Raw genomic sequence first — 23,319 nt, forward strand, 5'->3', positions numbered from 1 at the left:
GCGGTGGGCTGTTCGGCGGCGCCGGCCTGTCGGCCGCGCTGGCGGCGCAGGCGCTCGTCGCCACCGCGGTCATCGCCCTCGGCCTGGTATGGCCGCTGTGGCTGTCCGCGCTGGTGGTCACGGTGGCGCTGTGCGCGCTCGCCGGGATCCTCGCGGCCGTCGGAAAGAAGCAGGTCGGCCGGGCCGCCCCGGCCGCCCCCGAACAGACCGTCGACAGCGTCAAGGCCGACATCACCACGATCAAGGAGAGTGCACACCGATGACCGACCAGACCGGCAACGGACGGCAGACTCCCACGGCCGACGAGCTCCGCGCACAGGTCGAGGGGACCCGCGAGGAGCTCGGACGGACCGTCGAGGCACTCGCCGCGAAGACGGACATCAAGGCCCAGGTCCAGCAGCGGACCACCGCCGCCAGGGAGAAGGCGGCCGAGGTGGGCCACCGCGCCCAGGACAAGGCCGCGCACGCCAAGGACAGGGCGGCCGAGGTCGGCCACCGTGCCCAGGACAAGGCGACGCACGCCAAGGAGAAGGCGGCCGAGGTGGGCCACCGCGCCCAGGACAAGGCCGCGCACGCCAAGGACAGGGCGGCCGAGGTCGGCCACCGCGCTCAAAACAAGGCGACGCACGCACTGGAGACGGCTCGCGACAAGACGCCCGAACCGCTGCGCGAGAAGACGACGGAGGCCGCCTCGGCGGTCAGCCGGCACCGTGGCCTGGTGCTCGGCGGGGCCGCCGCGCTCGCCCTGGCGTACGTCCTGTGGCGGGGGACGACGAAGCGCTGAAGGGAGGTCGCGCCGTGAATGACGTCGACATCTGGGGCTACCACCCGAGCACCGGTCACCGTCGGGGCACCGACCTCATCGGCTACCGGGTCGAAGCCGTCGACGGGAGCATCGGCAAGATCGACCGGCACACCGAGGACGTCGGCTCCTCCTACCTGGTGGTCGACACCGGAGTGTGGATCTTCGGCCGGAAGGTCCTCCTCCCGGCCGGCACCGTCGAGCGGATCGACACCGCCGAACGGAAGGTCCACCTCGACCGGACCAAGGACCAGATCGAACGTGCCCCCGCGTACGACGAGGGCGAGCGGGTGGGTGATCCCGAGTACCTGGAACGGTTCGGCCTGTACTACGGCAAGCCGCACATGTAGCGGCCGGGCGTTCGCCGGCGGCCGACCGGATGTGCCGCACCCCGCCGGGGTGGCGCATCCGGTCGGCCGGGTGTGCCGCGCCGRCGCCGGCGCGAGCCCGCCGTTCGCCCGGCCGGGGCGTGCGGCCGCTCCGTCGGTGTGTGCCGCCGCCGCCCCGGGGAGAGGGCATCCATGAACGACAGAGACGACGGCCCCGACCGTGACCACACGCGGCCCCCGGGAGTGAGCGACACGACCGTGGAGGCACTGGGCGCGTTGAGCAAGGCCCTGGAGACCACCGAGCGGGCGCGCGGCCACCTGTACTCCTTCCACCAGCTGACCGGCAGCGCCGATCTGGAACTGGACCGCGCGGTGGACCTGTTGCGCCGTGCCGGTCACGAGCAGTGGGCGGCCGAGGTGCTCCGCGAGATCCTCGGCCGCAACGTCATCCCGGGCCACTGGACGTACCAGATCGTCGAGGCCTACGACCGCAGCTACTACGAGCCGTTCCGGGACCTCGAACGCCGGGTCCGCGGCGAGCTCGCGGAGGGCCGCGACCACCTGTACGAGGCCGAGCTCAAGGAGGCGCGCCGCACGAGCGGCCACCCCGACCACACCGCCCTGCCGGACTCCGGACCGCCGGCCGCGGGCTGACCCGGCCGAGCCGCACGGCTGCCCGGGGCCACGGGCGGCACGTGCCGTACGCGGAGGGGTGCGGGTGCAGCGTTCGTGGGCGAGCTGCGGGCCGGTTGCCGATGGCCGACCATGGAGACAGGCGCCGGCCGGTTCGGCGGCCGCCTGACCGCGGGGGCACAGCGCCGTGGCGCGCCGAGGACCGCGCCCGGAGGGAGTCTCATGGACCCACCCGCCGACTCCGGTCCGCAGGGGCCCGGGCCCCGGGAGCCGAGCCGCCCGCTGGACGCATCGGAGCGCGCGGAGTACGAACACCTCCGCCGGCACGCCGGCCTCCGGCACCGCCGGCTGCGGATCTCCGTCGCGTCCGTGCTCCTCGCCCTGGCCGTGCTGCTGGCGCCCGTCGGCGTGGTGGCGGCCTGGGCGAGTTCGCAGATCAACGACGTGGACCGCTACGAACAGACCGTCGCGCCGCTGGCCCGCGATCCCGCCGTCCAGGACGTGCTCGTCGACCGTGTCACCGACGGCGTCGTGGCACGCGTCGACGTCCGCAAGATCAGCGATGCCCTCGCCGACATCCTGGCCGACCGCGACGCACCCCGCTTCCTCGTCGACGCGGCGAGATCCCTGGACGACCAGCTCAAGAGCGGTCTCACCAGCGGCGTGCGCTACGTGGTGAAGAAGGTGGTCACCAGCGACGCCTTCGCCAGGGCCTGGGACGACGTCAACCGCGGTGCCCACACCGCCGCGATGAACGTCCTGACCGGAGAGGGCGGTGGCTCGGTCGAGGTCAAGGGCGACGCCATCACCCTGAACGTCGGCGCGGTGGTCGAGGAGATGCAGGAGCAGCTCGTCGGCACGACGCTCGTCGACGCCGAGCAGATCCCCGGAGCCGACACCTCGATCGTGCTGCTGCGGAACGACAAGCTGAGCGAGGTACGGGACGCGGCCCGCTGGCTCGGCGTGCTCGGTCCCTGGCTCCCGGCGGCCGTCGTCGTCATCGCCGGCCTCGGTGTCTGGGCGGCGCCTTCGCGCCGCAGGGCGGTGATGTGCGCGGGCATCGGCATCGGCGTGATGATGTGCGGGCTGCTCGTCGGGCTCTCCGTGGTGCGGCAGATCTACCTGGACGCCGTGGCCCCGGTGGCGCAGTCGCAGGAAGCGGCGGCGGCCGTCTACGACACGCTCGTGAGGTTCCTGCGGCAGGCGACGCTGACCGTACTCGTGATCTCCCTGATCGCCACGCTGGCGGCCTGTCTGTACGGGCCCGGCCGCGGTGCCGGCGCGGTCCGCACGGCCACCGGGCGGGGCGTCGGCGCCGCCGGTCACGCCCTGGTCCGCAACGGGTGGGACACCGGCGCCGTCGGCGGCTGGCTGCGCACGCACCGCCCCCTGACCACGGGCACGGTCGTCGCCGCGGGGGCTCTCACCCTCTTCCTGTGGAGCTATCCCACGCCCGCGGTCGTGGCTCTCGTGCTCCTGTGCGCCCTGGTCGTCCTGCTGGTCCTCGCCGTTCTCGCGGCGTCCACGGACGGCGCGGGTCGCCGCTGATCGCGGACCGGGAAGAATCTCCTTGTTCCCCCGATGATCACGGGTTACTGTCCCGGGGCGCGAATCGGGGGGATCACGGCAGGTGGGGGATATGGCACACGACATCGACGCGCTTCCGAGGGGCGCCGGCGCATGGGGGCAGGCGGTGACGGCGGTGGTGACGATCGCCGCCCTGGCGGGAGGCCTGTGGGCGTACGGGGAGGTGTCCGGCTCGGCCGGGAGCACGCCGTACACGCCCTCGTGCGAGGACGACGGGAAGCCCGGAGCGACTCCGCCCGAGCCTGGCAGGGCGCCCCGGCAGCTCACCGGGCAGCGGCTGTGCGAGGCGCTCTTCCGCCCCGATCTCGCCGCACTGCTGGGCACGCCGGGGGAGGCCCCGAGCTCCGTCACCGGCAGCGACGGGTCGCACCGGTTCGGCTCGGACGAGGAGATCGCCACACCGTCGGCGGAGGTCGAGTTCCCGACGTACACCGTGACCCTGACGGCCTCCTACGACGCCGTTCCCATGGCCGACACCGCCGAGTACCTGAACGGCGCGCAGAAGCAGAAGATCCTGGGCCGTCCGGCGGTGGTGTACCCGGACCGCACCATCAGCATCAGCTTCCGCCTCGACGGCAGCGACGCCGAGAGCGGCCCCGGTGTCCCGGCACGCACGCTGATGGTGGCCCAGGACGCCCGGGACAGCGGCGGCTCCTACGACGTGACCCTGTGGCGCACCGACGGGGCGACCCCCGACGACGCGACGCTGCGCCGCGTCGCCGAGAAGGTCCTGCCGGCACTTCCGGGGTGGCAGACCGCCCGGTGACGGGTGGGGGAGGGGCTCCGGGAGGCGGGCGCGACCGAGTGGCGGCGGCCCGATCCGCCTACCTCGCAACGAGGGTGACATTGCGTCAGATGTGGTGAGTGCGCCCGATCCGGCCGGCGGCGAATCTCAACAAACTGTTTCGGACGTCTATCGCGCGGGTCCGGATCACTGCTACAAGAGTGACGCTTCAACAACTCCTGGCCCCCACATCCCCCCAAGGAGTAGATTGTCATGTACACGTCTAGATGGGCGTGGATCGTTCCTTCCTTCCTGGCCGTGATCGCCACCGTGGTCGGCCTGGCCCAGCCGGCCTCCGCCGCCACGACGGCCGGGGAGCGCTACGTCGCTCTCGGCGACTCCTACTCCTCGGGAGTGGGCGCCGGCAGCTACCTGTCCGACAGCGGCAGCTGTCAGCGCAGCAGCAAGGCCTATCCGTCCCTGTGGGCGGCGGCCAACGCCCCCGCCTCGTTCTCCTTCACCGCCTGCTCCGGAGCCACCACCGGCACCGTCAAGAACAGCCAGCTGTCCCCGCTCACCAGCTCCACGACCCTGGTCAGTGTCACGGCCGGCGGCAATGACATCGGCTTCGCCGACGTCATGCAGACCTGCGTGCTGCAGAGCGAGGCGACCTGCGTCAACGCGGTGAACAACGCCGTCGCGCAGGTGAACAACACCCTGCCCGCCGGCCTCACCTCCCTGTACGGCGCCATCCGGAGCCGGGCCCCGCAGGCACACGTCGTCGTGCTGGGATACCCGCGCTTCTACCAGCTCAACGGCGGCTGCATCGCCGGTCTGAGCGAGACCGAGCGAGCGGCGATCAACCGGGGCGGCGACGCCCTGAACGGCATGCTCGCGAAGCAGGCCGCCAACGCCGGATTCACCTACTCGAGCGTGGTCGACGAGTTCACCGGCCACGAGATCTGCTCGGGCAACGCCTGGCTCCACAGCGTCACCGTGCCCGTGTCCAACAGCTACCACCCCACGGCCACCGGCCACTCCGGCGGCTACCTCCCGGCCTTCCGCTCCGCCGCCTGAAACGCGACCGCACCTTCCCGGGGGATCACTCGTGTCGCGAGTCGACGCGTGTAGACCCCGGGGGTGGACGTGCCGCACCGCACCGCATCCCTGTCACCCCGTCAGCCACACCGTCTCCCAGGAGGAACCACGTGAAGTCCCCCCAGACCCCGGACGTCCCTGCCGTGCACCCCGGTCGCCCGGCCGGAAGCCGCGTCCGCGCCGTCCTCACCGCCCTCGCCCTCGTCCTCGGCGTGCTCTTCGCGCCCGGAGTCGGAGTCCTCGGCGGAGCCACGGACGCCCACGCGGTCACCAAGATCAGCCACGCCACGGCCACGTCGATGTTCCGCAGCTCCGGAATCACCTGGTCCTCGTCCGGCGGCTGCTCGAACCGCAACAACGCGACCTGCACGTCCTTCGAGCAGCTCAACCTCGCCACCGCCCAGGGCGCCCAGACCCTCAAGAGCGCCAGCGGCTGCGCCCTGAACATCACCGGCGGCACCGAGACCGGCCACGCGTCGGGCACGTACTCGCACTGGAACGGCTACAAGCTCGACTTCAGCAAGGCGACCTGCGTCACCAACTACGTCAAGAACACGTTCACCTACATCGGGGTCCGCGGGGACGGCGCCCCGCAGTGGAAGTCCGGCGCCGGGAACGTCTACGCCGACGAGGGCAACCACTGGGACGTGACGTTCTACAACTGCGGCGGCTGCTGACCGGCCTCGCGCCCCGCGACGGCGGGTGCCGTCCGCCCGGGATCCTTCCCCGGCGGACGGCTTCGTCGCGGCGGTCGGTGCCGCCGCCCCGGAGTCGCCGGGAGCGGGGCGGCGGCGCCGGACGGAGCCCCTCGACGGAAGACCCCCGGCCTCAGGGGATGGTGACCTTCACCGGTTCCGTCCCCGCCGCGCTGTGGCTGCCGGCCCACGTCTCCAGGGCCGTACGGCAGGCGTGGTCCAGGTGGTGGAGGCCCGCGAGGTCCAGTTCGACCGGGCGGTCCTGGGGGAGCGCCTCCAGGCTGTCGAGTATCTTCGGCAGCCGCAGGAAGGTGGCGTTCCCCGACAGGTACACCCGGACCGGCCCGGCTCCCTTGTCCGTCACCTCCATCTTCAACTGCGAGGCGTCCCAGGCCGTCTTGACGACCGACAGCGCCAGGCCGATCAGGACGCCCTCGAACATGTTCACGAGCACGATCGACACGGCGGTGGCGACCAGGATCAACGCCTCGCCCCGGTGGCCGCGCCAGAGGTCGAGCGTCGCCCGGACGGGGATGAGCTTCCATCCGGCGTGGACGAGGACGCCGGCGAGGGCGGGCAGCGGGATCAGCTCGAGCGTGGCCGGGAGCAGTGCCGCGAACAGCAGCAGCCAGACCCCGTGGAGCACCCGGGAGGCCCTGGTCCGGGCGCCCGCCTCGACGTTGGCGGAACTGCGCACGATGACGGCGGTCAGGGGCAGCGCGCCCAGCAGGCCGGACACGGTGTTTCCGGCGCCCTGTGCCATCAGCTCCTGGTCGTACCGGGTGCGGGGGCCGTCGTGGAGCCGGTCGACCGCGGCGGCGCTGAACAGGCTCTCCGCGGAGGCGATCAGGGTGAACGCGAGCACCGTGCCGATCACGGAGAGGGTCGCCAGGTCGCCGAAGGCGTCGAGCCCGGGGATCCGGACGGCTCCGAGGAGCCCCGTCACCTCGACGGTCGCCACCGGCAGGTCGAGCAGGAAGGTGACCAGGGTGGCCAGCAGGACCGCGCCGAGCGCGCCCGGGACCGTCCGCGCCTTCGGCGGCAACCGCCGCCACAGGACGATCACCAGGATGGTGCCGGCGCCTATGGCCGTGGAGACCAGGGCGCCGGGGTCGCTCAGGGCGTCGGCGGCGGCACCCGGCAGTCCGGCCACCTTGCCCGGTCCGGAGACGGGGGCGACCGCCCCGGCCGCCGTGTAGAGCTGGCCCGCGACGATCATCAGGCCGATGCCGGCGAGCATGCCCTCGACGACCGAGAGCGAGATCGCGCGGAACCAGCGCCCGAGCCGGAGCGCCCCCATCGCGATCTGGAGGAGACCGGCGACCAGGACGATCACGCCGAGCGTGCTGAGACCGTGGTGGCGGACGGCCTCGAGGACGAGGACGGTCAGGCCCGCCGCCGGCCCGGACACCTGGAGGCTGCTGCCGGGGAGGAACCCGACGACGAGACCGCCCACGATGCCGGTGACCAGGCCGAGTTCGGCCGGTACACCGGACGCGACGGCGACCCCGAGGCAGAGCGGGAGGGCCACCAGGAACACGACGAGCGAGGCGGCGAGGTCCTGGCGCAGGTGGGGGAACGCGGGTGGAGGGCTCGCGGGCGCGCTCACAGGGCCTCGAAGGTGTCGCTCGCCGCGCGGTGCTCGAGCACGGAGCCGGTGTGGACCTCGTAGTACCAGGCGCGCAGGCCCAGTTGCCCGTTCCGCAGCCGCCGCTCCACGCACGGATACGACCGCAGGCGCAGTACCTGCGCGAGGACGTGGTGCTGCACCGCCGCCGCGACGGCGGGGTCGGCGGAGTCCGTTGTGGCGGGTGCGTCGGCGGCGTGCGCGAGCCAGTCCCGTACGGCCGGCACGGACGAGAGGTCGTCGCCCCGGACGAGGGCCCCGACGGCGCCGCAGTGCGAGTGGCCGCAGACCACGACGTCCCGGACGCCGAGGACCTCCAGCGCGTACTCGATGGTCGCCGCCTCGCTGTTGGGGCCTCCGGAACCGTAGGGCGGCACGATGTTGCCGGCGGTGCGCAGTTCGAAGAGTTCGCCGGGGCGGGCTCCCGTGATGAGCGCGGGGACGACGCGCGAGTCGGAGCAGGTGATGAACAGGACCTGGGGGGACTGGCCTTCGGCCAGCCTGCCGAACTCCTCGGGGCGCTGCCCGAAGGATCGGGCGTGGGCGATGAGGGGCTGCATGTCGTGACTCCTCGTGGCGTGCCACGCGGCGCGCCGGACGTGCGAGCGGGTGTGGGGGAGTGCCCGGAGGTGGGTCCGCCGGGGCGGACCGGGAGCTCCGGTCGGAGGGCGGTCGCCGGGCGCCCGTCGAACTAAAGGGTCGTCAAGGGGTGGTCAACAGCCGGTCAAGCGCGACTTTACCTTGCTTTGCCTTGGGGAAAGTGAACGCGGAGTTTCGCTCGTGGCGAGTGACTGAAAGGCGGATGGAATCTGACGCGAAGCGCTCGCTCTGGAGTTCCAGGTGAAGGGCGGGGCGTCGATGACTGATCGCTCGCCCGTCAACCGCGTCCCGCGTCCTCGCCCCGCGTGAAGGGGTCGCCGCTGGTCGGGGCGGTGACGCCGGGGAGCCGGGGGCCGATCGGAGTCCTGGTCGCCTGCCGTGCGGGACTGAATTCAAGTCGACCGAAAATACCCGGCGTTGTCCTGGATGCTTCCTTTCGGCGATTCCCCCGCACGTGCGTCGCGCCATCGGAATGCGGCCTGCGGAATACGCGGAAGGACCATCGGAGGTGACGGCCGGCGATATCCGCACAGACGTTCTTCCGCGCGTCACCGCGAGGTCTTCTTCCTGCCGTCGCGGCGGCGGGAGGGGGGCCGGGAACGGCGGACGGTCCGGGCGCGTCGCCGCGGGGGCCGCTCGTCCGGCCCGCCGCGGGCACGCCGGCGTTCAGGACGGCAGGTTCTGCTCCGCCCAGACGACCTTGCCGGTGACGGTGCGGCACGAACCCCACCTGCGGCACAGCATGTTGATGAGCTGAAGCCCCCTGCCGCCCTCGTCGCTGAGCTCCGCGTGCTGGATCTGCGGCAGGTCGGGTCCCGTGTCGGAGACCTCCACGACCAGGCGCTCGCCGCGCATCAGCCGCAGGTCGCCCGGACCGTTCCCGTAGCGCAGGGCGTTGCCCACGAGTTCGGAGACGACGAGTTCGCAGACGTCGGCGAGCTCGTCGAGTCCCCACGTCGCGAGCTGGCCGGTGACGAGTCCGCGGGCGACGGAGGCGGCGCGTCCGTCCTTGGGCAACTCCCACACCCGCAGGTCGTCCGACGGGGACGGGGCGCCCTCCGTGACGAGGAGCACCGCCTCGTCGAACCGGGCCGCGCCCGCCGGCGCGCGCTCCAGCAGACCGCCCGCCTCCAGCGCGCCGGGCGCGAGACCGAGGGCCGCCGTCCGCAGTCGGTCCAGCTGGGTGTCCAGGTCCTCGGTCCGGGACTTGATGAGCCCATCCGTGTACATGACCAGATGACTGCCGTCGGGGACCCGCAGCCGCAGCGGGTCGTACGGGATCACCCCCGCCCCCAACGGCGCGCCGATCGGCACCTCCACGAAGTCGGCCGACCCCGGCCCGTCGACCAGCAGCGGCGGCAGATGCCCCGCGCTGGCCAGCGTGTAGCTGGAGTCGGCCGGATCGTAGACCGCGCACAGACACGTGGCGACCTGCTCGTCCTCCAGGTCCCGGGTGGCCAGGTCCAGCCGCGCCAGCACCCGTTCCGGGGCCATGTCCAGGGTCATCAGGGTCCGCGCCACGGTCCGCAGGCGCCCCATGGTGGCCGCGGCGGGCAGGCCGTGCCCCATCACGTCGCCGACCACGAGCGCCGTGCGCCCGCCGGGCAGGGCCATCACGTCGTACCAGTCGCCGCCCACGCCGTGGTGGGCGGTGGCCGGCGCGTACTCGGCGTACACGTTCAGTCCCGGCGTCAGCGGAGTCGCCCGCGGCAGCAGGCTGCGCTGCAGGGAGACGACGTGCTCGCGCTCCCGCCCGTACAGCCGGGCGTTGTCGATGAAGACCGCGGCCTTGGAAGCGAGTTGTTCCGCCAGCGCCAGATCCGTCGAGGAGAACGGCGGCGTTCCGGCGCCGCGCACGAAGTCGGCGCTGCCGAGGAGCAGCCCGCGGGCGATCAGGGGCACGGCGAGGTAGCTGTGCACACCGGCGGCGCGCATCTTCGCCGCCGCGCTCGCCGTCGGCGCGACCCGGACGAAGTCGTGGTCCCGCATCCGGCTCAGCAGGACCGGTTTGCCCTGCCGCAGGCAGTACCGGTGCAGCAGCGTCTCGTGCTGCTTCTCCGCGTGGACGAACGTCTCTCCCACCGGGGTCGGCTCCAGCGAGGAGAGCTCCTCGATGGCGCACAGGGCCGTGGCCCGCAGGGCGGGAATGCCCGAACCGGTCCAGCGGGCACCCTCGTCCCCGCGCAGGACGCTCTCCAGGATGTCGACCGCGGCGCCGTCGGCGAAGCGGGGCACGGTGAACTCGGCCAGTTCCCTCGCGGTGCGCTCCAGGTCCAGCGTGGTGCCGATCCGGGAGGTGGCGGAGTTCAGCCAGGCGAGCTGCCCGCGCGTGGTGAACCTGTCCGGCGGCAGAAGCCCCCTGCTGCGGCGGAAACGCGGGTTCGCGTGGCCCGAACGGTCGGCCGACGCGCCGCTCCCCGCCGAGCCCCGGCTGGTCAGGCGCCGTTTGCGGCTGCCGCCGTTCACTGTTTCGGCCTCCCGCCACGTTCCGACGCCCCTTGGTGCACAGTGTGCCCCGGAAGGGGCCGCCACGCTTGCCGAATGCGGCGACGGAAAGAAAATGGCCAAACTCCGGGCCGCGCCACCCTGGGACCCCCCGCACCGCCCTTCCGCCGCCCTCGCACCGGACGGCCGGGCGCCGCTCACTCCCCTCCGGTGCCGCCTCCGCCGTCCGCCCCGCTCCCGCGCCCGCGACCGGGCGTGCCGGCGGCCCTCCGCATGCGCGCGAGAGTGGCCGCCGCGTTGTCCAGCAGCATGTCCAGCGCGACCGGGTAGGCACTGTCGTTCATGTGGGCGACCAGCAGCGGGGCCGTGGCCGCGATGTGCGGATGGGTCTCGGCGGGGAGCCGCGCGTACGTGGCCTGCCAGACCGCCTCGTCGGCGGCGCGCGCCGAGTGGGGGAGCGCCAGACCGGCCGCGTCGAGCGCGGCGAACGCGAGCGTCTGGTCGATGAACGCGTGGTAGACGCGCACCGCCTCGGGGTCGGGCAGCCCGGCGGAGCGCAGCACGCCGAGGATCGCCTCGTCGGCGGCGATCTCGTTCGCCCGGCCGCTGACCCGGCTGGCGGYGAGGACCGCCGCCTGCGGGTGGGCGAGGTACGCCGAGTAGATCCGCACCCCCAGCTCGCGCAGATCGGAACGCCAGTCGCCGGTGCCCCGCCAGCCCCGCATGGCCCGCCCGATCAGCGCGTCGGCGATCGCCAGGGTGAGGTCGTCGGCGCCCCGGAAGTAGCGGTACAGGCTGCTCGGGTCGGCGCCGAGGGCCGCGCCGAGCCGCCGCACCGTGAGGCCCTCGCGGCTGGGCTGCTGCAGCAGTCGCAGCGCGGTCTCGACGATGAGCTGCTCCGACAGGACCACGCCGGCCTTCGTTGGCTTTCTGCGTCTGCGTGCCGCCTCCGGCACCACTTTCTTCGGCATGGCAGCCCCTTTCTCGGCTCTTTCCCAGGTTATGCCAACAGCATTGACGCATGTGCGGCCCCAGGACTTCCATGGTCGGACCGAAGGCCTCGGCCTTGCCGTACGAGAAAGGCAGCCCTGTCATGCGAGTACTGCTTGTGGGAGCGGGTGGCGTGGGCACGGCGATCACCCGGATCGCGGCCCGTCGTTCCTTCTTCGACCACTTCGTCGTCGCCGACTACGACCTCTCCCGCGCCGAGGCGGCGGTGGCCGCGCTGGGCGACGCCGGAACCCGGTTCAGCGCCGCGCGCGTCGACGCCTCCGACCAGGCGGCGGTCGAGGCGCTGCTCGCCGGGGAACGGTGCGACGTCCTGCTCAACGCCACCGACCCGCGCTTCGTGCTGCCCCTCTTCGAGGCCGCGCTGGCGGCCGGCGCGGACTACCTCGACATGGCGATGTCGCTGTCCTACCCGCACCCGCAGCGGCCGTTCGAGGAGTGCGGGGTCAAGCTGGGCGACGCGCAGTTCGAGCGCGCCACGGACTGGGAGAAGGCCGGTCGCCTGGCGCTGGTCGGCGTCGGCGTGGAGCCGGGCCTCTCCGACGTCTTCGCCCGCTACGCCGCCGAGGAGCTCTTCGACGAGATCGAGGAGATCGGCGTCCGCGACGGTGCGAACCTCACCGTCGACGGCTACGACTTCGCGCCGTCCTTCTCCATCTGGACGACCATCGAGGAGTGCCTGAACCCGCCCGTGATCTGGGAGAAGGACCGCGGCTGGTTCACCACGGCACCCTTCAGCGAGCCGGAGGTCTTCGACTTCCCGGAGGGCATCGGCCCGGTCGAGTGCGTCAACGTGGAGCACGAGGAGGTGCTGCTCATCCCGCGCTGGGTGGACGCCCGGCGGGTCACCTTCAAGTACGGCCTCGGCGACGAGTTCATCGAGACCCTCAAGACCCTGCACAAACTCGGCCTGGACCGTACGGAGAAGGTCTCCGTCCCCGGTGGTGCCGAGGTCTCCCCGCGCGACGTCGTGGCCGCCTGCCTGCCCGACCCCGCCACACTCGGCGACCGGATGCACGGCAAGACCTGCGCGGGCACGTGGGTGAAGGGTGTCAAGGACGGCAAGCCGCGCGAGGTGTACCTGTACCACGTCGTCGACAACCAGTGGTCGATGCGCGAGTACGGCTCCCAGGCCGTCGTCTGGCAGACGGCCGTCAATCCGGTCGTCGCGCTGGAACTGATGGCCGCCGGCACCTGGAAAGGCTCCGGAGTCCTGGGCGCCGAGGCCTTCGACCCCCGGCCGTTCCTGGACCTGCTGACCGAGTACGGCTCTCCCTGGGGGCTGCGCGAACAGTAGGAACCCGCGCCGGGGCGGGACTTTCGCGACTCGCCCTGGGGTCGGCGCGGCGGTGGTCTCAGTCGCGGATCATCGACATCAGCCGCCGGTGGGTGTCGGCGTCGGCGGCCACGACGAGCCCGCGGCCGGCCGGCCCGAGCGGAGCGCCGTCCACCCCGGTGATCACGCAACCGGCGGCCCGGCAGAGCGCGATCCCCGCGGCGAAGTGCACGCTCCCGGACAGGTCGCCGCCGTCGGTGACGTACGCGGCGCGCCTCCCGGCGGCGACCCACGCCAAGGCCAGCGTCGTGGACACGACCCGGGGCCGGAAGCCCTCCACGAAGCCGGCATGGGCCAGCAGTTCGACGGCCCGGAAGCCGGGCGCGTTCGGGAAGGGCGGGTCCAGGTTGACGTCCACGAGGCGGGTGGCGGCCGTCGGCGCGAGCGGGGTGTCGCCCTCGTCGCCACGGACCCAGGCGCTCCTGCCGTCGGTGCAGAAGACCTCGCCGGCGAACGGGTCGGCGACCGCCGCCGCGCCCCCGCGCAGCGCCACGTTGACGGCCACCAGCATGTTTCCGACGGCGTAGTTGAGGGTGCCGCACAGCGGGTCCACCAACCACTGGCGGGTGGACGCGGACGCCGGGGCGCCCCGCTGCCCACCCTCCTCACCGAGAACCGCGTCGTCCGGCCGGGCGGCGCGGAGCACGCGGAGGATCGCCTCCTCCGCGTCCAGGTCCGCGGCGGTCGCGAAGTCTCCGGCCCCCTTGTCGACGCGGCCGAGCCGCTGTCCGTACAGGGCGCGCACGACGTCGGCGCCGGCGCGTGCGGCGGCCGTCGCGACCCCGGCGTCGTCCAGGTCCTCCCCCGATTCGATCATGACGCGGAGCATAGCGCCGATCGTCCGCGGTCCGCCGGGCAGGCGGAGACGGCCGGTTCCGCGGGGCTGCCGGTCGACCCCGGACGACCGGTACGGCGCGCCCGACCCGGGCCGGGGACACGCGTCGCACGGTGACTCTGCGGATGGTGACGGCGGACGACCGACGACCGTGGCGGGACGCCCGGATCGCCGCACCGACCGACGGTCAGGAAGCCGATCCGACGGGCGAGGGCCGGGGGAGCGGCGCGGGTCCGTGATGACCAGCGGTGCCCCGGGGTCTCCGGGACTGCCCTGACGCACGGGACCCGGCGGGGTCTCAGCGGCTCGGCAGCAGCGCGGGGGCGGAGTCGAGGACGGAGAGTTCGGCAGGGGTCGCCTGCCGCTTCCAGTCCGAGGCGACGGTCGCGTAGGTGGTGACGTCGTGCCAGGAGCTCTGCGTGCGGAACAACTGGCGGAGGGTGGCCTCCGGACGGAGACCCGCGGCTTCCATGACGGGCCGCATGTGGTGGTGGTCGGCGCGGTGTCCGGCCCAGATCCGGTGCAGGCCCAGGACCCCGAAGGCGTACGCCATGAGCAGGCGGCCCGCCTCGTGCCCGTGACCGCGGACGGGCGCGCCGGGCAGCAGGACCAGCCCGGTCAGCATGGCGTTGCTGCCGTAGTCCTCCACGAGGAGGCCCATGGTGCCGACCATCGTGTCGTCGTCCGGTGAGCAGACGGCGAGGGTGTACTTGCGCCGGGGGCGCGCGTGCGGCTGCGCCAGCGCCTGGGCGAAGGCGTCATGGGCCTGCCGGCCGTCCATGCGGTCGATGCCGAGGTACCGGGTCAGGACCCGGTGGGTGACGATGCGTTCGAAGACGGGGTGGTCCGTGACGTGCAGTTCGCGCAGGCGGAGCCGGTCTCCGCGCAGTTCGGGGACGCGGGTCACTCGGCGGCTCCCGCGGGAACCGGGAACGGGGCCGCCGCCGGGATGAGGGCGTCCAGGTCGACGTAGTAGCGCCCGGAGAGCACCGGTCGGCCGAGCAGGATCCGGCGGGCCGCGTCGGTGACCAGCGCGCCGCCGAGCATGACGCCGCTGGCCAGTTGCGGCCAGCTCGACAGGGTGGACCCGATGCGCTGGACGGCGTCCGTCATCGCGGGACTCAGCCGCCGCTCGTCGACGATGCGGAGCAGGAGCCGGACGACCCCGTCCCGGTCGAGGCCCCGGACGTCGTCCGCGGTGACGGTGCCGGTGCGGCCGTGGAAGAGGGGCCGCTCCGGTTCGAGGTCGAAGCGCTCGACGTCGAGCAGTCCCCGGTCGTTGGCGTCCATGAGGACGGGCAGCCGGTGGCGCCGGGCGTGCTCCCGGGCGGCCACCTTCACCCAGGGGGTGTCGCACTCCTCGATCAGCAGGTCCAGGCCGCCGTTCGCGCCGCCGGACCGGCCCTCCTCCCCGGCTCCGGAGCCGAAGAAGGCGTCGATGTTCTCCTCGTCGACACCCTGCCGGTGGATCTCGATGTCGAGGTACGGATCGAGTTCGTACATGCGCCGCGCGCACATCACCGACTTCTCCAGGCCGAGTTCGTGGACCCCGCCGCGCAGCCGGTTGAGGTTGGACAGGCTCAGCCGGTCGAAGTCCGCGAGGCGGAACGAGCCGCCCACTCCCTCCATGGCGCACGTCAGCGCGGCGCTGTTGCCGACCGAGAGGCCGATGACTCCGATGCGACGGCCCAGCAGCTGCCGCTGTTCCTCCCGGGTGATCTTGTCGCGGTTGCGGTCCGTCCGGACGAGGCGGAAGGCCTCCTCCGGCAGGACGCGCACCAGACGGCCCGACCACGGATACCAGACCCAGGTGCCGTAGCGGTCCGGGGAGGCTCCGTTCCGCGCCCGCTCCACGGCGGCGGCGAGGCCGGCCGGAGTAAACGATTCACCCGGTGCCTGGCAGCCCACCAGCTCCTCGAGTTGGCTGTCCAGCCGGTCGTGGACCTCGCGCAGGTCCGTCGAGGCGAGCAAGGACGTCACCGCTGCCGCGTCCTCACTCCGTGAGGCGTCGAACAGCAGAGGTCGAAACGATTCGTCGGAGGGTCGGGAGCGGGGCACGCGGGTGCTCGCCCGCCCGTTGGCGGAATCAGTGGGGGTGTGGGTCACGGCGGTGAACGTAGCAAGCGGACGATCATGGAAAGCGGTTGATCACCTTCCTGTGCGCACTCGAATTGATCTTCTAGCCGAGTGCGCCCCTTCCGCCCTCGTTCTGCGCTCCATCTGCGCCCCTCCTGCGCTCCGAACGCCGATCGGCCCCCCGTCGCGACCGGGGCCCGGGGGCGGGGCCCTCCGCCCCGCCCGGCCGCGCGTCGATGACGTCGTGTCAGATGTGCGGGACGCGGTGTCAGACGTGGAACACCGAGCCGACGAACTCCGTGAGCAGCCGCTCCTTGAGCGGCCCCGGCAGTGCGTCGAGCAGCACCAGGACGGGGGCCATCCGGTCGGGCAGCCCCGCGTCGCCGGCGAGACCCGCGAAGGCCAGCACGGCCGCGACCTCGTCCGGTCCGAGCGTCTCCGGGTCGAGCCCGGCCGCGAGTTCGGCGAGCCCGGGATCCACGGTCACCGGCGGGAGCGCCCGGGCGGAGACGAGCGCGTCCCCGAGGTCCTCGACCAACGACGCCACCTGACCGACGGTCGCGGGCGTCAGCGTGAGGTGCAGGTTGGGCGGCAGCCCGTCGAAGGAGAGCTGGGGCTGGAGGTACCAGCCGCGGGCGCGCATCTCGTCGGCGAGGTGGAGCAGCAGGCTCAGGTCCGGAGCGCCGCCGGCCGGTCCGTCGAGCACCGTGAACGCCACCAGTCCGGCGGCCGGTTCGCCCAGCACCCGTACGCCGTCGATCTCGCGCAGCCCGGCGAGCAGCCGGTCCGACGCCTCCGCCACCCGGCCGGCCAGGGCCGTGTAGCCGTCCTCGCCGACGTGCTGGAGGACCGCCCAGGCCTGGGCGAGCAGACCGCCGGACTTCGTCCCCTGCACCGTCGGGTTCACGACCGGATAGCCGGGCCACGCCGCGTGGGCGAAGTACTGGTGGCGGCGCAGCTCCGCGTCCCGGTACAGCACGACCGAGGCGCCCTTGTCGGCGTACCCGTACTTGTGCAGGTCGACGGAGAGCGAGGTGACACCCGGCACCGAGAGGTCGAAGGGCGGCACCTCGCGTCCGGCACGCCGCAGGTGGGGCAGGAGCCAGCCGCCGATGCAGGCGTCGACGTGGCAGAGCACACCGCGCCGGGCGGCCGCCCCGGCGATCTCGGCCACCGGGTCGATCACCCCGTGTGCGTAGGACGGTGCCGAGGCCACCACGAGCGCGGTGCGGTCGGTGAGCGCCGCGGCCATGGCGTCGGCGTCGGCGCGGAAGCCGACCGGGTCGACGGGCACCACGACGACCTCGAGCCCCAGGTAGTGGGCGGCCTTGTGGAAGGCGGCGTGGGCGGTGGACGGGAGGACGAGCTGCGGCGCCGTGATCCCGCGGACGGCGCGCGCCTGGTCCCGCGCCGCCTTCACGGCGAGCATGATGCTCTCCGTCCCGCCGCTGGTGAACGTGCCCTGCGCGCCGGGCGCACCCAGCAGCCCGGCGACCGCACCCACCAGGTCGTTCTCCAGCCGTGCCACGCTGGGGAAGACGGTCGGGTCGAGGCCGTTGACCGTCGCGTAGGCCGTGTACGCGGCGGCGGCCAGCTCGTCGAGGCCGTCCAGGCCCGCGTCGTAGACGTACGCGAAGGTGCGCCCGCCCCGGGTCGGGGCGTCCGCCTGCCGGAGCGCGCGCAGCTCGTCGAGCACGTCCGCGGCGGCGCGTCCGGCGGGCAGGGAACGGGTGGGACCGGAAACGGTGGGCTCAGTCGGCACGACGGGTCACTTCCTGCGGGGGGTCGGACGGATCGGTCGCCGGGCTCGGGTGCGTGGCCGCGGGAGGCGCCGCGCCGGGGTCGTCCWCCCGGTAGCGGTGCAGCGGCCACAGGCTCGCCGCGGCGAGGACGGCGGGCAGCAGGCTCATCCCCGCCGTGATGCCGGTCAGCGCGGCCTCGGGCTGGGAGATCCGGTGGTCGGCGTCGGAGGAGCGGAACCCCGTCACGGCCAGGACGAGGGCGAACACCCCCGCGCCGAGCGCGAAGGCCAGCGTCTCGGCGGCCGTCCACAGACCGGTGAAGGTCGCGGCCCGGCGCTTCCCGGTGCGCGCGACGTCGGCGGCGAGGGTGTCGGCGAGCATGGTCAGCGGCAGCAGCTGGAGCCCGGCGTAGGCCACGCCGATGACTGCGACCGAGCCGAAGCCGAGGGCGGGTCCGGCCGCCGGGGTGAGCGCGAGGAGCAGCGCTCCGGCGAGGAACAGCAGCGAGGCGCACCACTGGGCCCGCTTCACCCCCCACCGGCGGGACAGCCGGTTCCACAGCGGCATGACGAGGACGAGCGGGCCGATCAGGCAGGCGAACAACGGGGTGACCGCGGTGGGGGAGCCGAGCGTGTACGTGGCGAAGTACTGCACCCCCGCGAGCATCACGCCGACGGCGAGCGCCTGGAGGGTCCACATGCCGGCCAGGTGGGCGAACGGCCGGTGGGAACGGGCGGCGGCCAACTGCGCGCGGAGCGAGGGCTCGGCCTCGCTCCGCGCCACGGCCGGCGCCCACCGGGTGGTGTACCAGGCGCCGAACATCCCCACGGCCAGCAGGACGGCGACGGCGACCCCCATCGTCCGGTAGCTCGCCGGACTGCCGCCGCCGGCATGGGCGACGGCGGGGGCGAGCGCGCCGGAGAGCAGGATCGCGACGCCGAGGAAACCCACCCGCCAGCCCAGGATCCGGCCCCGCTCGGCGGGGTCCTCGGTCATCTCGGCGGGCATCGTCACGTAGGGCACCTGGAAGACGGCGTACGCGGTGGCGGCCAGCAGGAAGAGCACCGCCACGTAACCCGCGGCGGCGGCTCCGCGCAGCGGGGGTGCGGCGAAGAGCAGCGCGAAGAGCGGCGGAAGGGTGCAGGCGCCGACGAGGAGGAACGGACGGCGTGGCCCGCCGCGCAGTCGGCTCCGGTCGGACACGGCTCCGACCAGCGGGTTGATCAGAACGTCCCAGGCCTTCGGCAGGAAGACCGCGGCGCCCGCGACGGCGGCGGGGACGGCCAGGATGTTGGTGAGGTAGTAGAGCAGGATCAGGCCCGGCACGGTGGCGAAGGTCCCCGTGCACAGGGAGCCGAGCCCGTATCCGATGCGCACCCGGCGCGGCAGGTGCGGAAACGCTTCGGCATCCGCGCGGAGGTCTGCTGGCATGCCGCAGATCATGAACGAGCGTTCGAGCGGGCGGCAAGAGGTGTGTATGACAGCGGCATGAACGCTGTCCGGCCGCGACGACGGCTCGGCCCGGCGGCCGGTGACCCACGAGGCGCCGCGCGACCCCCCAAGTCGAGGGAGATTTCAGGAGGAATGAGCGAATGGACGGGGCACGGGCCCTGCGGAAGCGCGCGGAAGGTGGTGCGGGTGCGGGTGCGGGTGCGGGTGCGGGTGCGGGTCCGGGCCGGGGTGCGGGTGTGGGCCGGGGTGCGGCGTCGAGGCTCCGCCGTCGCGACCTGTCGGTGTCCGCGCGGTCACCGTCCGGCTTCCGGGCCGGACCGCGGTGTGCTCGACCTGTGGCCCGGCGGGAGGCTGCGTAGCCTGGAAGGAGGAGGTGGTCGCGATGCTGTCGGAGTCACCGATAGTCGCCATCATTCCGGTCAGTGACCTGGCCCGGGCGAAGCGCTTCTACACCGACACCCTCGGCCTCACCATGACCAGGGAGTCCGACGAGGACACCCGGTTCGACTGTGGCGGTACGACGATAGGTCTCTACGAGACGCCCCACGGCGGCCAGGCCGCGCACACGCTGGCCAGCTGGAAGGTCGGCGACCTCGACGCCGAGATGTCGGCACTGCGGTCCAAGGGCGTGACCTTCGAGGAGTACGACCTGCCCGGCATCAAGACGGTCGACGGCGTCGTCGAGTCGGACACGATGCGGGGTGCCTGGTTCAAGGACAGCGAAGGCAACATCCTCTGCGTGACCGAGGAACTCGGAGGCTGACCCGGCCGATCCGCTCCGTCCCGTACGTACGACATCCCGTCCACGACGGCCGGCCGGATGCCGACGGTCCGGTCCGATCCCGGTGTCTCCGCGCGTCAACCCGCCGCCCGCCGACGGCAGTCGAACGTCCGGCGCAAGCACCCGCGGGATATGCAACGTGACGATCGGATGACGGTCCCGGCCGGCCGCGTACCCGTGGTCGGCCCGAGCCGTTGTCCCCCGCATGAGCTTCCGCAACGAATCAGACGGCTCCGCCCACCCCGCCGCCCTCCTCGACGCCTACTGGCTCGACCACGAGGAGGCCGGTCTGGGTTCTTGCGGCCCCCTGTGTTCCGTGCCGGACCGGTCGGGGCGCGGGACGAGGGCGGCGCGCTACACGATGGCCGGTCTCGCCGCCCTCACCGTCATCCTGGCCCTCGCCCTGGTCCTCGGGGAGGTGCCCTGACGGGCCCTCCACCGCGCGCCGGCGGCGGGTCGGACACGCGGGCCCGTACGAGGGCTCGTCAACCTCCCACGGGACAGTCAGGACGGCTTCGTTCCGCGCTCACTGGCGGTGGAACAGGGGCGGCGTAACATCGTCACCGTGGACCTCGCCGAGGACAGACTCCTGTCCCGTGCCGCACATGAGCTGAGCCTGAAAGCCGACCAGCTCATCCACGACGTGGAACGGCGCCTGCGCCACGAGGTTCCCGAGCTGTGGGACGAGCCGGACCTCGCGCGGATGGCGGCGGAGAACACCACCGAACGGATCGGCGGCGTGCTGTTCGCCCTCGAACACGGCATCGAGCCCAGCCGGATCGCCCCGCCGGCCATCGACGTGGAGCGCGCGCGGCGCCTCGCCCAGCTCGGCAAGCCGGTCAGCGCGATGCTGCGCGCCTTCCGGCTCGCCCAGGGGCTCGTCCTGGACCGGATGCTCGAAGAGCTGTCCCGGCTCACGAACGACGCCGAACTGATCGGCGCGGCGACCCGCCGACTCGTCGCCCTCGGCACCGAGTACGTGGACCACACCTCCGAGCGCAGCGTCGAGGCCTTCCAGGACGAGCGGGACCGCCGGCTGCGATGGCGGCTGTCCGTGGTGAACGAAGCCGGGATGAGCGTGGGGACCACCCTCGACATCGGCCGGACGACGCAGGAGCTGGCCGACCTGGCCGTCGAGCGCTTCGCGGACGTCGCCACCGTCGATCTCCTCGACTCGGCCTTCACCGCGAGCGGGGATCCCGTGACCGGAGCGTCGGTCGTCCGCCGCGTCGCCCAGCGGCCGGAGGCCGAGCCGGAGCAAGCTGAGGGGGACGACGGTGAACACGGCCCGGCGGGGGCCGCGATCGCGCCCCAGCAGCTCCACAGCTACCCGGAACAGTCGCCTCCCGCGCTCGCCCTGGCCACCGGCCGCCCGTCGCGCCACCACCGCGTCGTGCCTCCCGTCCCGGGGTCCCCGCCGGCGCACCCGGACGACGTCGGATTCGGCGGCGCGCCCCTGATCCACTCGACGATGGTGGTGCCGCTGCGGGCCCGAGGCGCCACCCTCGGTGTCGCGCAGTTCTCCCGTCACCACAACCCCGATCCCTACGACGACGAGGACCTGCTCCTCGCCCAGGAGATCGCCGCCAGGGCCGCCGTGGCCGTCGACAACGCGCGCCGCTACACGCACGCCCGCGCCGCCGCGATCGCCCTGCAGCGCAGCCTGCTCCCGCAGCACACGCCGGCCCAGTCGGCCGTGGACGTCGCCTGCCGCTATCTGCCCGCCGGTTCCGACGTGGGCGTGGGCGGCGACTGGTACGACGTCATCCCGCTGTCCGGCGCCCGGGTCGCGCTCGTGGTGGGCGACGTGGTCGGGCACGGCGTCCCGGCCGCCGCCACCATGGGGCGCCTCAGGACCGCCGTGCGCACCCTCGCCGACATCGACCTGCCGCCCGACGAGCTCCTCACCCATCTCGACGACGTCGTCGAGCGCCTGTCCGTCGAGGCCTCCACCGACCCGGAGGCGCAGTCCACGGGGGACATCGGGGCGACCTGTCTGTACGCGGTCTACGACCCCGTCACCGGCTGCTGCGCGATGGCACGCGCGGGGCACGTGCTGCCCGCCGTCGTGACCCCGGACGGAGTCGTCGAGACGCTCGACCTGCCCGCCGGGCCACCGCTGGGCCTGGGCGGACTGCCCTTCGAGGCCGCCGAGTTCGACCTGCCGGAGGGCAGCCTGCTCGCCCTGTACACCGACGGTCTGATCGAAGCCCCCGGCCACGACGTCGAAACGGGCCTCGCCCGGCTGCGGAACGTACTCGCCCGGCACACACCCTCGTTGGAGTCGGCCTGCGACGCCGTGCTCGAGGCCCTGCTGCCGGTGGGGCGTCCGGAGGACGACGTCGCGCTGCTCCTCGCCCGCACCCGCACCCTCGGGACGCACCAGGTCGTCACCTGGGACCTGGAGGCGGAGCCGGCCTCCGTCGCCGGCGCCCGGGCACGCGTCACCGAGCACCTGGGAGTCTGGGGACTCCAGGACCTGGTCTTCACCGCCGAACTGGTCGTCAGCGAGCTGGTCACCAACGCCATCCGCTACGGACGGCCCCCCGTCCGCCTGCGCCTCATCCACGACCGCACCCTCATGTGCGAGGTCTCGGACGGCAGCAGCACCACACCCCATCTGCGGCGGGCCCGCTTCTTCGAGGAGGGCGGCCGCGGGCTGCTCCTGGTGGCTCAGCTCGCCGAGCGCTGGGGCACCCGCCACCAGCGGGAGGGCAAGACGGTGTGGGCCGAGCTCTCCGAGAAGTCGGGCGACGTCCCGCCCCTCGACTTCCCCGCGCTGTAGGGATCCGCCAGGCGTTCCGGGGCGGTCCAGGGGTGGGAAAAAGTGGTACCCGAGCACTGTTAGGGTGACGTGCGCCCGTCAAGCCGGGCCCTCTCACCCATCCACACTTCAACGGGGGTTGAACGTGAAGCTTCGCCATGTCCGCGCCGTCGCCGTCTTCGGCATCGCCCTGGTCGCACTCACCGGAGCCCGTGGTTCCCACGGCGGCAGCTGCGGCGGCAGCTCGCACTCCGGCTCCGGCAGTTCGTCCAGCGGTAGCCACGGCAACGACACCAACGACAGCACCGGCGGCAGCACGGGCGGCGTCTCCGCCCCGGGCGGTTCCAGCGCGAACAAGGCCGTGCGCGACGTCAGGATCGACGACTGCAAGCTGGACGCCTCGGGCAAGAACCTGGTCGCGCGGCTGACCGTCACCAACAACGGATCGCTCGACTACACCTACGGCGTCACCATGGAGTTCCGCGGCGCCGCCGGCTCGGGCACGGCGCGTGCCACCGCCAGGGTGACCGGCCTCTCGGTCAAGGCGGGCGCCTCCCAGCAGACCGAGGCCACCACGGCGTACCCCGGCAAGGCCGACGGCAGCGAGTACAAGGAGTGCGTGGTCGTCAGCGCGACGAAGAACGCGCTCTGACGGACCGGCTCAGTCCGCCGCCTGCCGACCATGCCGTGCGGACCGGCGCGTTCCCACCCCGGGGGGCGTACGCGCCGGCCGGACGCCGTGTGGGAAGCTGGCCCGCGTAGCGACGAGGGGCGGGGTGGGAGAT

At 73.1% G+C, this 23,319-nt stretch carries 22 protein-coding genes; 13 read left to right on the forward strand and 9 right to left on the reverse strand.

Annotated features, from left to right (window positions below):
• From EAO71_RS33850 to EAO71_RS33885, 8 genes are all read left to right on the forward strand, one after another.
• The coding region (locus EAO71_RS33850) for a phage holin family protein (RefSeq protein WP_147981659.1) at positions 1-263 on the forward strand (263 nt) is incomplete at its 5' end.
• Entirely contained in the window at positions 260-784 is a 525-nt protein-coding gene (locus EAO71_RS33855; RefSeq protein WP_147981660.1) for a DUF3618 domain-containing protein, read from the forward strand. The genes EAO71_RS33850 and EAO71_RS33855, both read left to right, overlap by 4 nt.
• Before the next feature lie 14 nt (positions 785-798).
• Positions 799-1,152 carry a PRC-barrel domain-containing protein gene (locus tag EAO71_RS33860; RefSeq protein ID WP_147981661.1) on the forward strand — a complete coding sequence of 118 codons (354 nt, stop codon included), beginning with the start codon at positions 799-801 and terminating at the stop codon, positions 1,150-1,152.
• Positions 1,153-1,323: 171 nt separating this feature from the next.
• Positions 1,324-1,785 carry a hypothetical protein gene (locus EAO71_RS33865; protein WP_147981662.1) on the forward strand — a complete coding sequence of 154 codons (462 nt, stop codon included), beginning with the start codon at positions 1,324-1,326 and terminating at the stop codon, positions 1,783-1,785.
• Between the two features lie 201 nt (positions 1,786-1,986).
• Entirely contained in the window at positions 1,987-3,312 is a 1,326-nt protein-coding gene (locus tag EAO71_RS33870; protein WP_147981663.1) for a hypothetical protein, read from the forward strand.
• Positions 3,313-3,403: 91 nt separating this feature from the next.
• On the forward strand, positions 3,404-4,117 hold the full coding sequence (locus EAO71_RS33875) for a DUF6215 domain-containing protein (RefSeq protein WP_147981664.1): 714 nt from the start codon (positions 3,404-3,406) through the stop codon (positions 4,115-4,117).
• A gap of 231 nt (positions 4,118-4,348) precedes the next feature.
• Positions 4,349-5,152: an SGNH/GDSL hydrolase family protein gene (locus EAO71_RS33880; RefSeq protein WP_147981665.1), complete on the forward strand. Its 804-nt coding sequence runs from the start codon at positions 4,349-4,351 to the stop codon at positions 5,150-5,152.
• 164 nt (positions 5,153-5,316) lie between these two features.
• Positions 5,317-5,850: a hypothetical protein gene (locus EAO71_RS33885; RefSeq protein ID WP_147981683.1), complete on the forward strand. Its 534-nt coding sequence runs from the start codon at positions 5,317-5,319 to the stop codon at positions 5,848-5,850.
• 151 nt (positions 5,851-6,001) lie between these two features.
• Here EAO71_RS33885 and EAO71_RS33890 read toward each other — a convergent pair whose 3' ends face one another.
• The 4 genes from EAO71_RS33890 to EAO71_RS33905 all read right to left on the reverse strand — a co-directional run bounded on the left by EAO71_RS33890 (position 6,002) and on the right by EAO71_RS33905 (position 11,511).
• A complete protein-coding gene (locus EAO71_RS33890; protein WP_147981666.1) occupies positions 6,002-7,477 on the reverse strand; it encodes a SulP family inorganic anion transporter in 1,476 nt (491 codons plus the stop codon).
• Positions 7,474-8,055, reverse strand: coding sequence for a carbonic anhydrase (locus EAO71_RS33895; protein ID WP_147981667.1), 582 nt, complete (start codon positions 8,053-8,055; stop codon positions 7,474-7,476). The genes EAO71_RS33890 and EAO71_RS33895 overlap by 4 nt, the downstream gene beginning before the upstream one ends.
• A 706-nt stretch (positions 8,056-8,761) precedes the next feature.
• A complete protein-coding gene (locus EAO71_RS33900; RefSeq protein ID WP_147981668.1) occupies positions 8,762-10,561 on the reverse strand; it encodes an ATP-binding SpoIIE family protein phosphatase in 1,800 nt (599 codons plus the stop codon).
• A 176-nt stretch (positions 10,562-10,737) separates the two neighbouring features.
• Positions 10,738-11,511, reverse strand: a complete 774-nt coding sequence (locus EAO71_RS33905) for a TetR/AcrR family transcriptional regulator (protein WP_147981669.1) — start codon at positions 11,509-11,511, stop codon at positions 10,738-10,740.
• A gap of 122 nt (positions 11,512-11,633) precedes the next feature.
• Between EAO71_RS33905 and EAO71_RS33910 the strand changes: the two genes are divergently transcribed.
• A complete protein-coding gene (locus EAO71_RS33910) occupies positions 11,634-12,845 on the forward strand; it encodes a saccharopine dehydrogenase family protein (RefSeq protein ID WP_147981670.1) in 1,212 nt (403 codons plus the stop codon).
• A gap of 58 nt (positions 12,846-12,903) precedes the next feature.
• Here the strand turns inward: EAO71_RS33910 and EAO71_RS33915 are convergent, their stop codons facing one another.
• The 5 genes from EAO71_RS33915 to EAO71_RS33935 all read right to left on the reverse strand — a co-directional run bounded on the left by EAO71_RS33915 (position 12,904) and on the right by EAO71_RS33935 (position 18,968).
• Complete coding sequence (locus EAO71_RS33915) at positions 12,904-13,701, reverse strand: inositol monophosphatase family protein (protein WP_147981671.1); 798 nt, start codon at positions 13,699-13,701, stop codon at positions 12,904-12,906.
• 316 nt (positions 13,702-14,017) lie between these two features.
• Positions 14,018-14,626, reverse strand: a complete 609-nt coding sequence (locus EAO71_RS33920) for a GNAT family N-acetyltransferase (protein ID WP_147981672.1) — start codon at positions 14,624-14,626, stop codon at positions 14,018-14,020.
• Complete coding sequence (locus EAO71_RS33925; RefSeq protein WP_261992477.1) at positions 14,623-15,699, reverse strand: ThiF family adenylyltransferase; 1,077 nt, start codon at positions 15,697-15,699, stop codon at positions 14,623-14,625. The genes EAO71_RS33920 and EAO71_RS33925 overlap by 4 nt, the downstream gene beginning before the upstream one ends.
• Before the next feature lie 364 nt (positions 15,700-16,063).
• Positions 16,064-17,557, reverse strand: coding sequence for a pyridoxal phosphate-dependent decarboxylase family protein (locus EAO71_RS33930; protein ID WP_147981673.1), 1,494 nt, complete (start codon positions 17,555-17,557; stop codon positions 16,064-16,066).
• On the reverse strand, positions 17,547-18,968 hold the full coding sequence (locus EAO71_RS33935) for an MFS transporter (RefSeq protein WP_261992478.1): 1,422 nt from the start codon (positions 18,966-18,968) through the stop codon (positions 17,547-17,549). The genes EAO71_RS33930 and EAO71_RS33935 overlap by 11 nt, the downstream gene beginning before the upstream one ends.
• A gap of 403 nt (positions 18,969-19,371) precedes the next feature.
• On the opposite strand from EAO71_RS33935, the gene EAO71_RS33945 reads away from it, so the two are divergent.
• The 4 genes from EAO71_RS33945 to EAO71_RS33960 all read left to right on the forward strand — a co-directional run bounded on the left by EAO71_RS33945 (position 19,372) and on the right by EAO71_RS33960 (position 23,186).
• Positions 19,372-19,752, forward strand: a complete 381-nt coding sequence (locus tag EAO71_RS33945) for a VOC family protein (RefSeq protein WP_147981675.1) — start codon at positions 19,372-19,374, stop codon at positions 19,750-19,752.
• A gap of 223 nt (positions 19,753-19,975) precedes the next feature.
• Positions 19,976-20,197: a hypothetical protein gene (locus EAO71_RS33950; RefSeq protein ID WP_147981676.1), complete on the forward strand. Its 222-nt coding sequence runs from the start codon at positions 19,976-19,978 to the stop codon at positions 20,195-20,197.
• A gap of 138 nt (positions 20,198-20,335) precedes the next feature.
• Positions 20,336-22,555, forward strand: coding sequence for an ATP-binding SpoIIE family protein phosphatase (locus EAO71_RS33955; RefSeq protein ID WP_261992479.1), 2,220 nt, complete (start codon positions 20,336-20,338; stop codon positions 22,553-22,555).
• Positions 22,556-22,679: 124 nt separating this feature from the next.
• The gene (locus EAO71_RS33960; RefSeq protein ID WP_147981686.1) at positions 22,680-23,186 is read left to right on the forward strand and encodes a hypothetical protein; all 507 of its coding nucleotides are present in this window, start codon (positions 22,680-22,682) and stop codon (positions 23,184-23,186) included.
• The last annotated feature ends 133 nt before the right edge of the window (positions 23,187-23,319 follow it).

The organism is Streptomyces sp. MS191 (assembly GCF_008042125.1).
Taxonomy (GTDB): Bacteria; Actinomycetota; Actinomycetes; order Streptomycetales; family Streptomycetaceae; genus Streptomyces.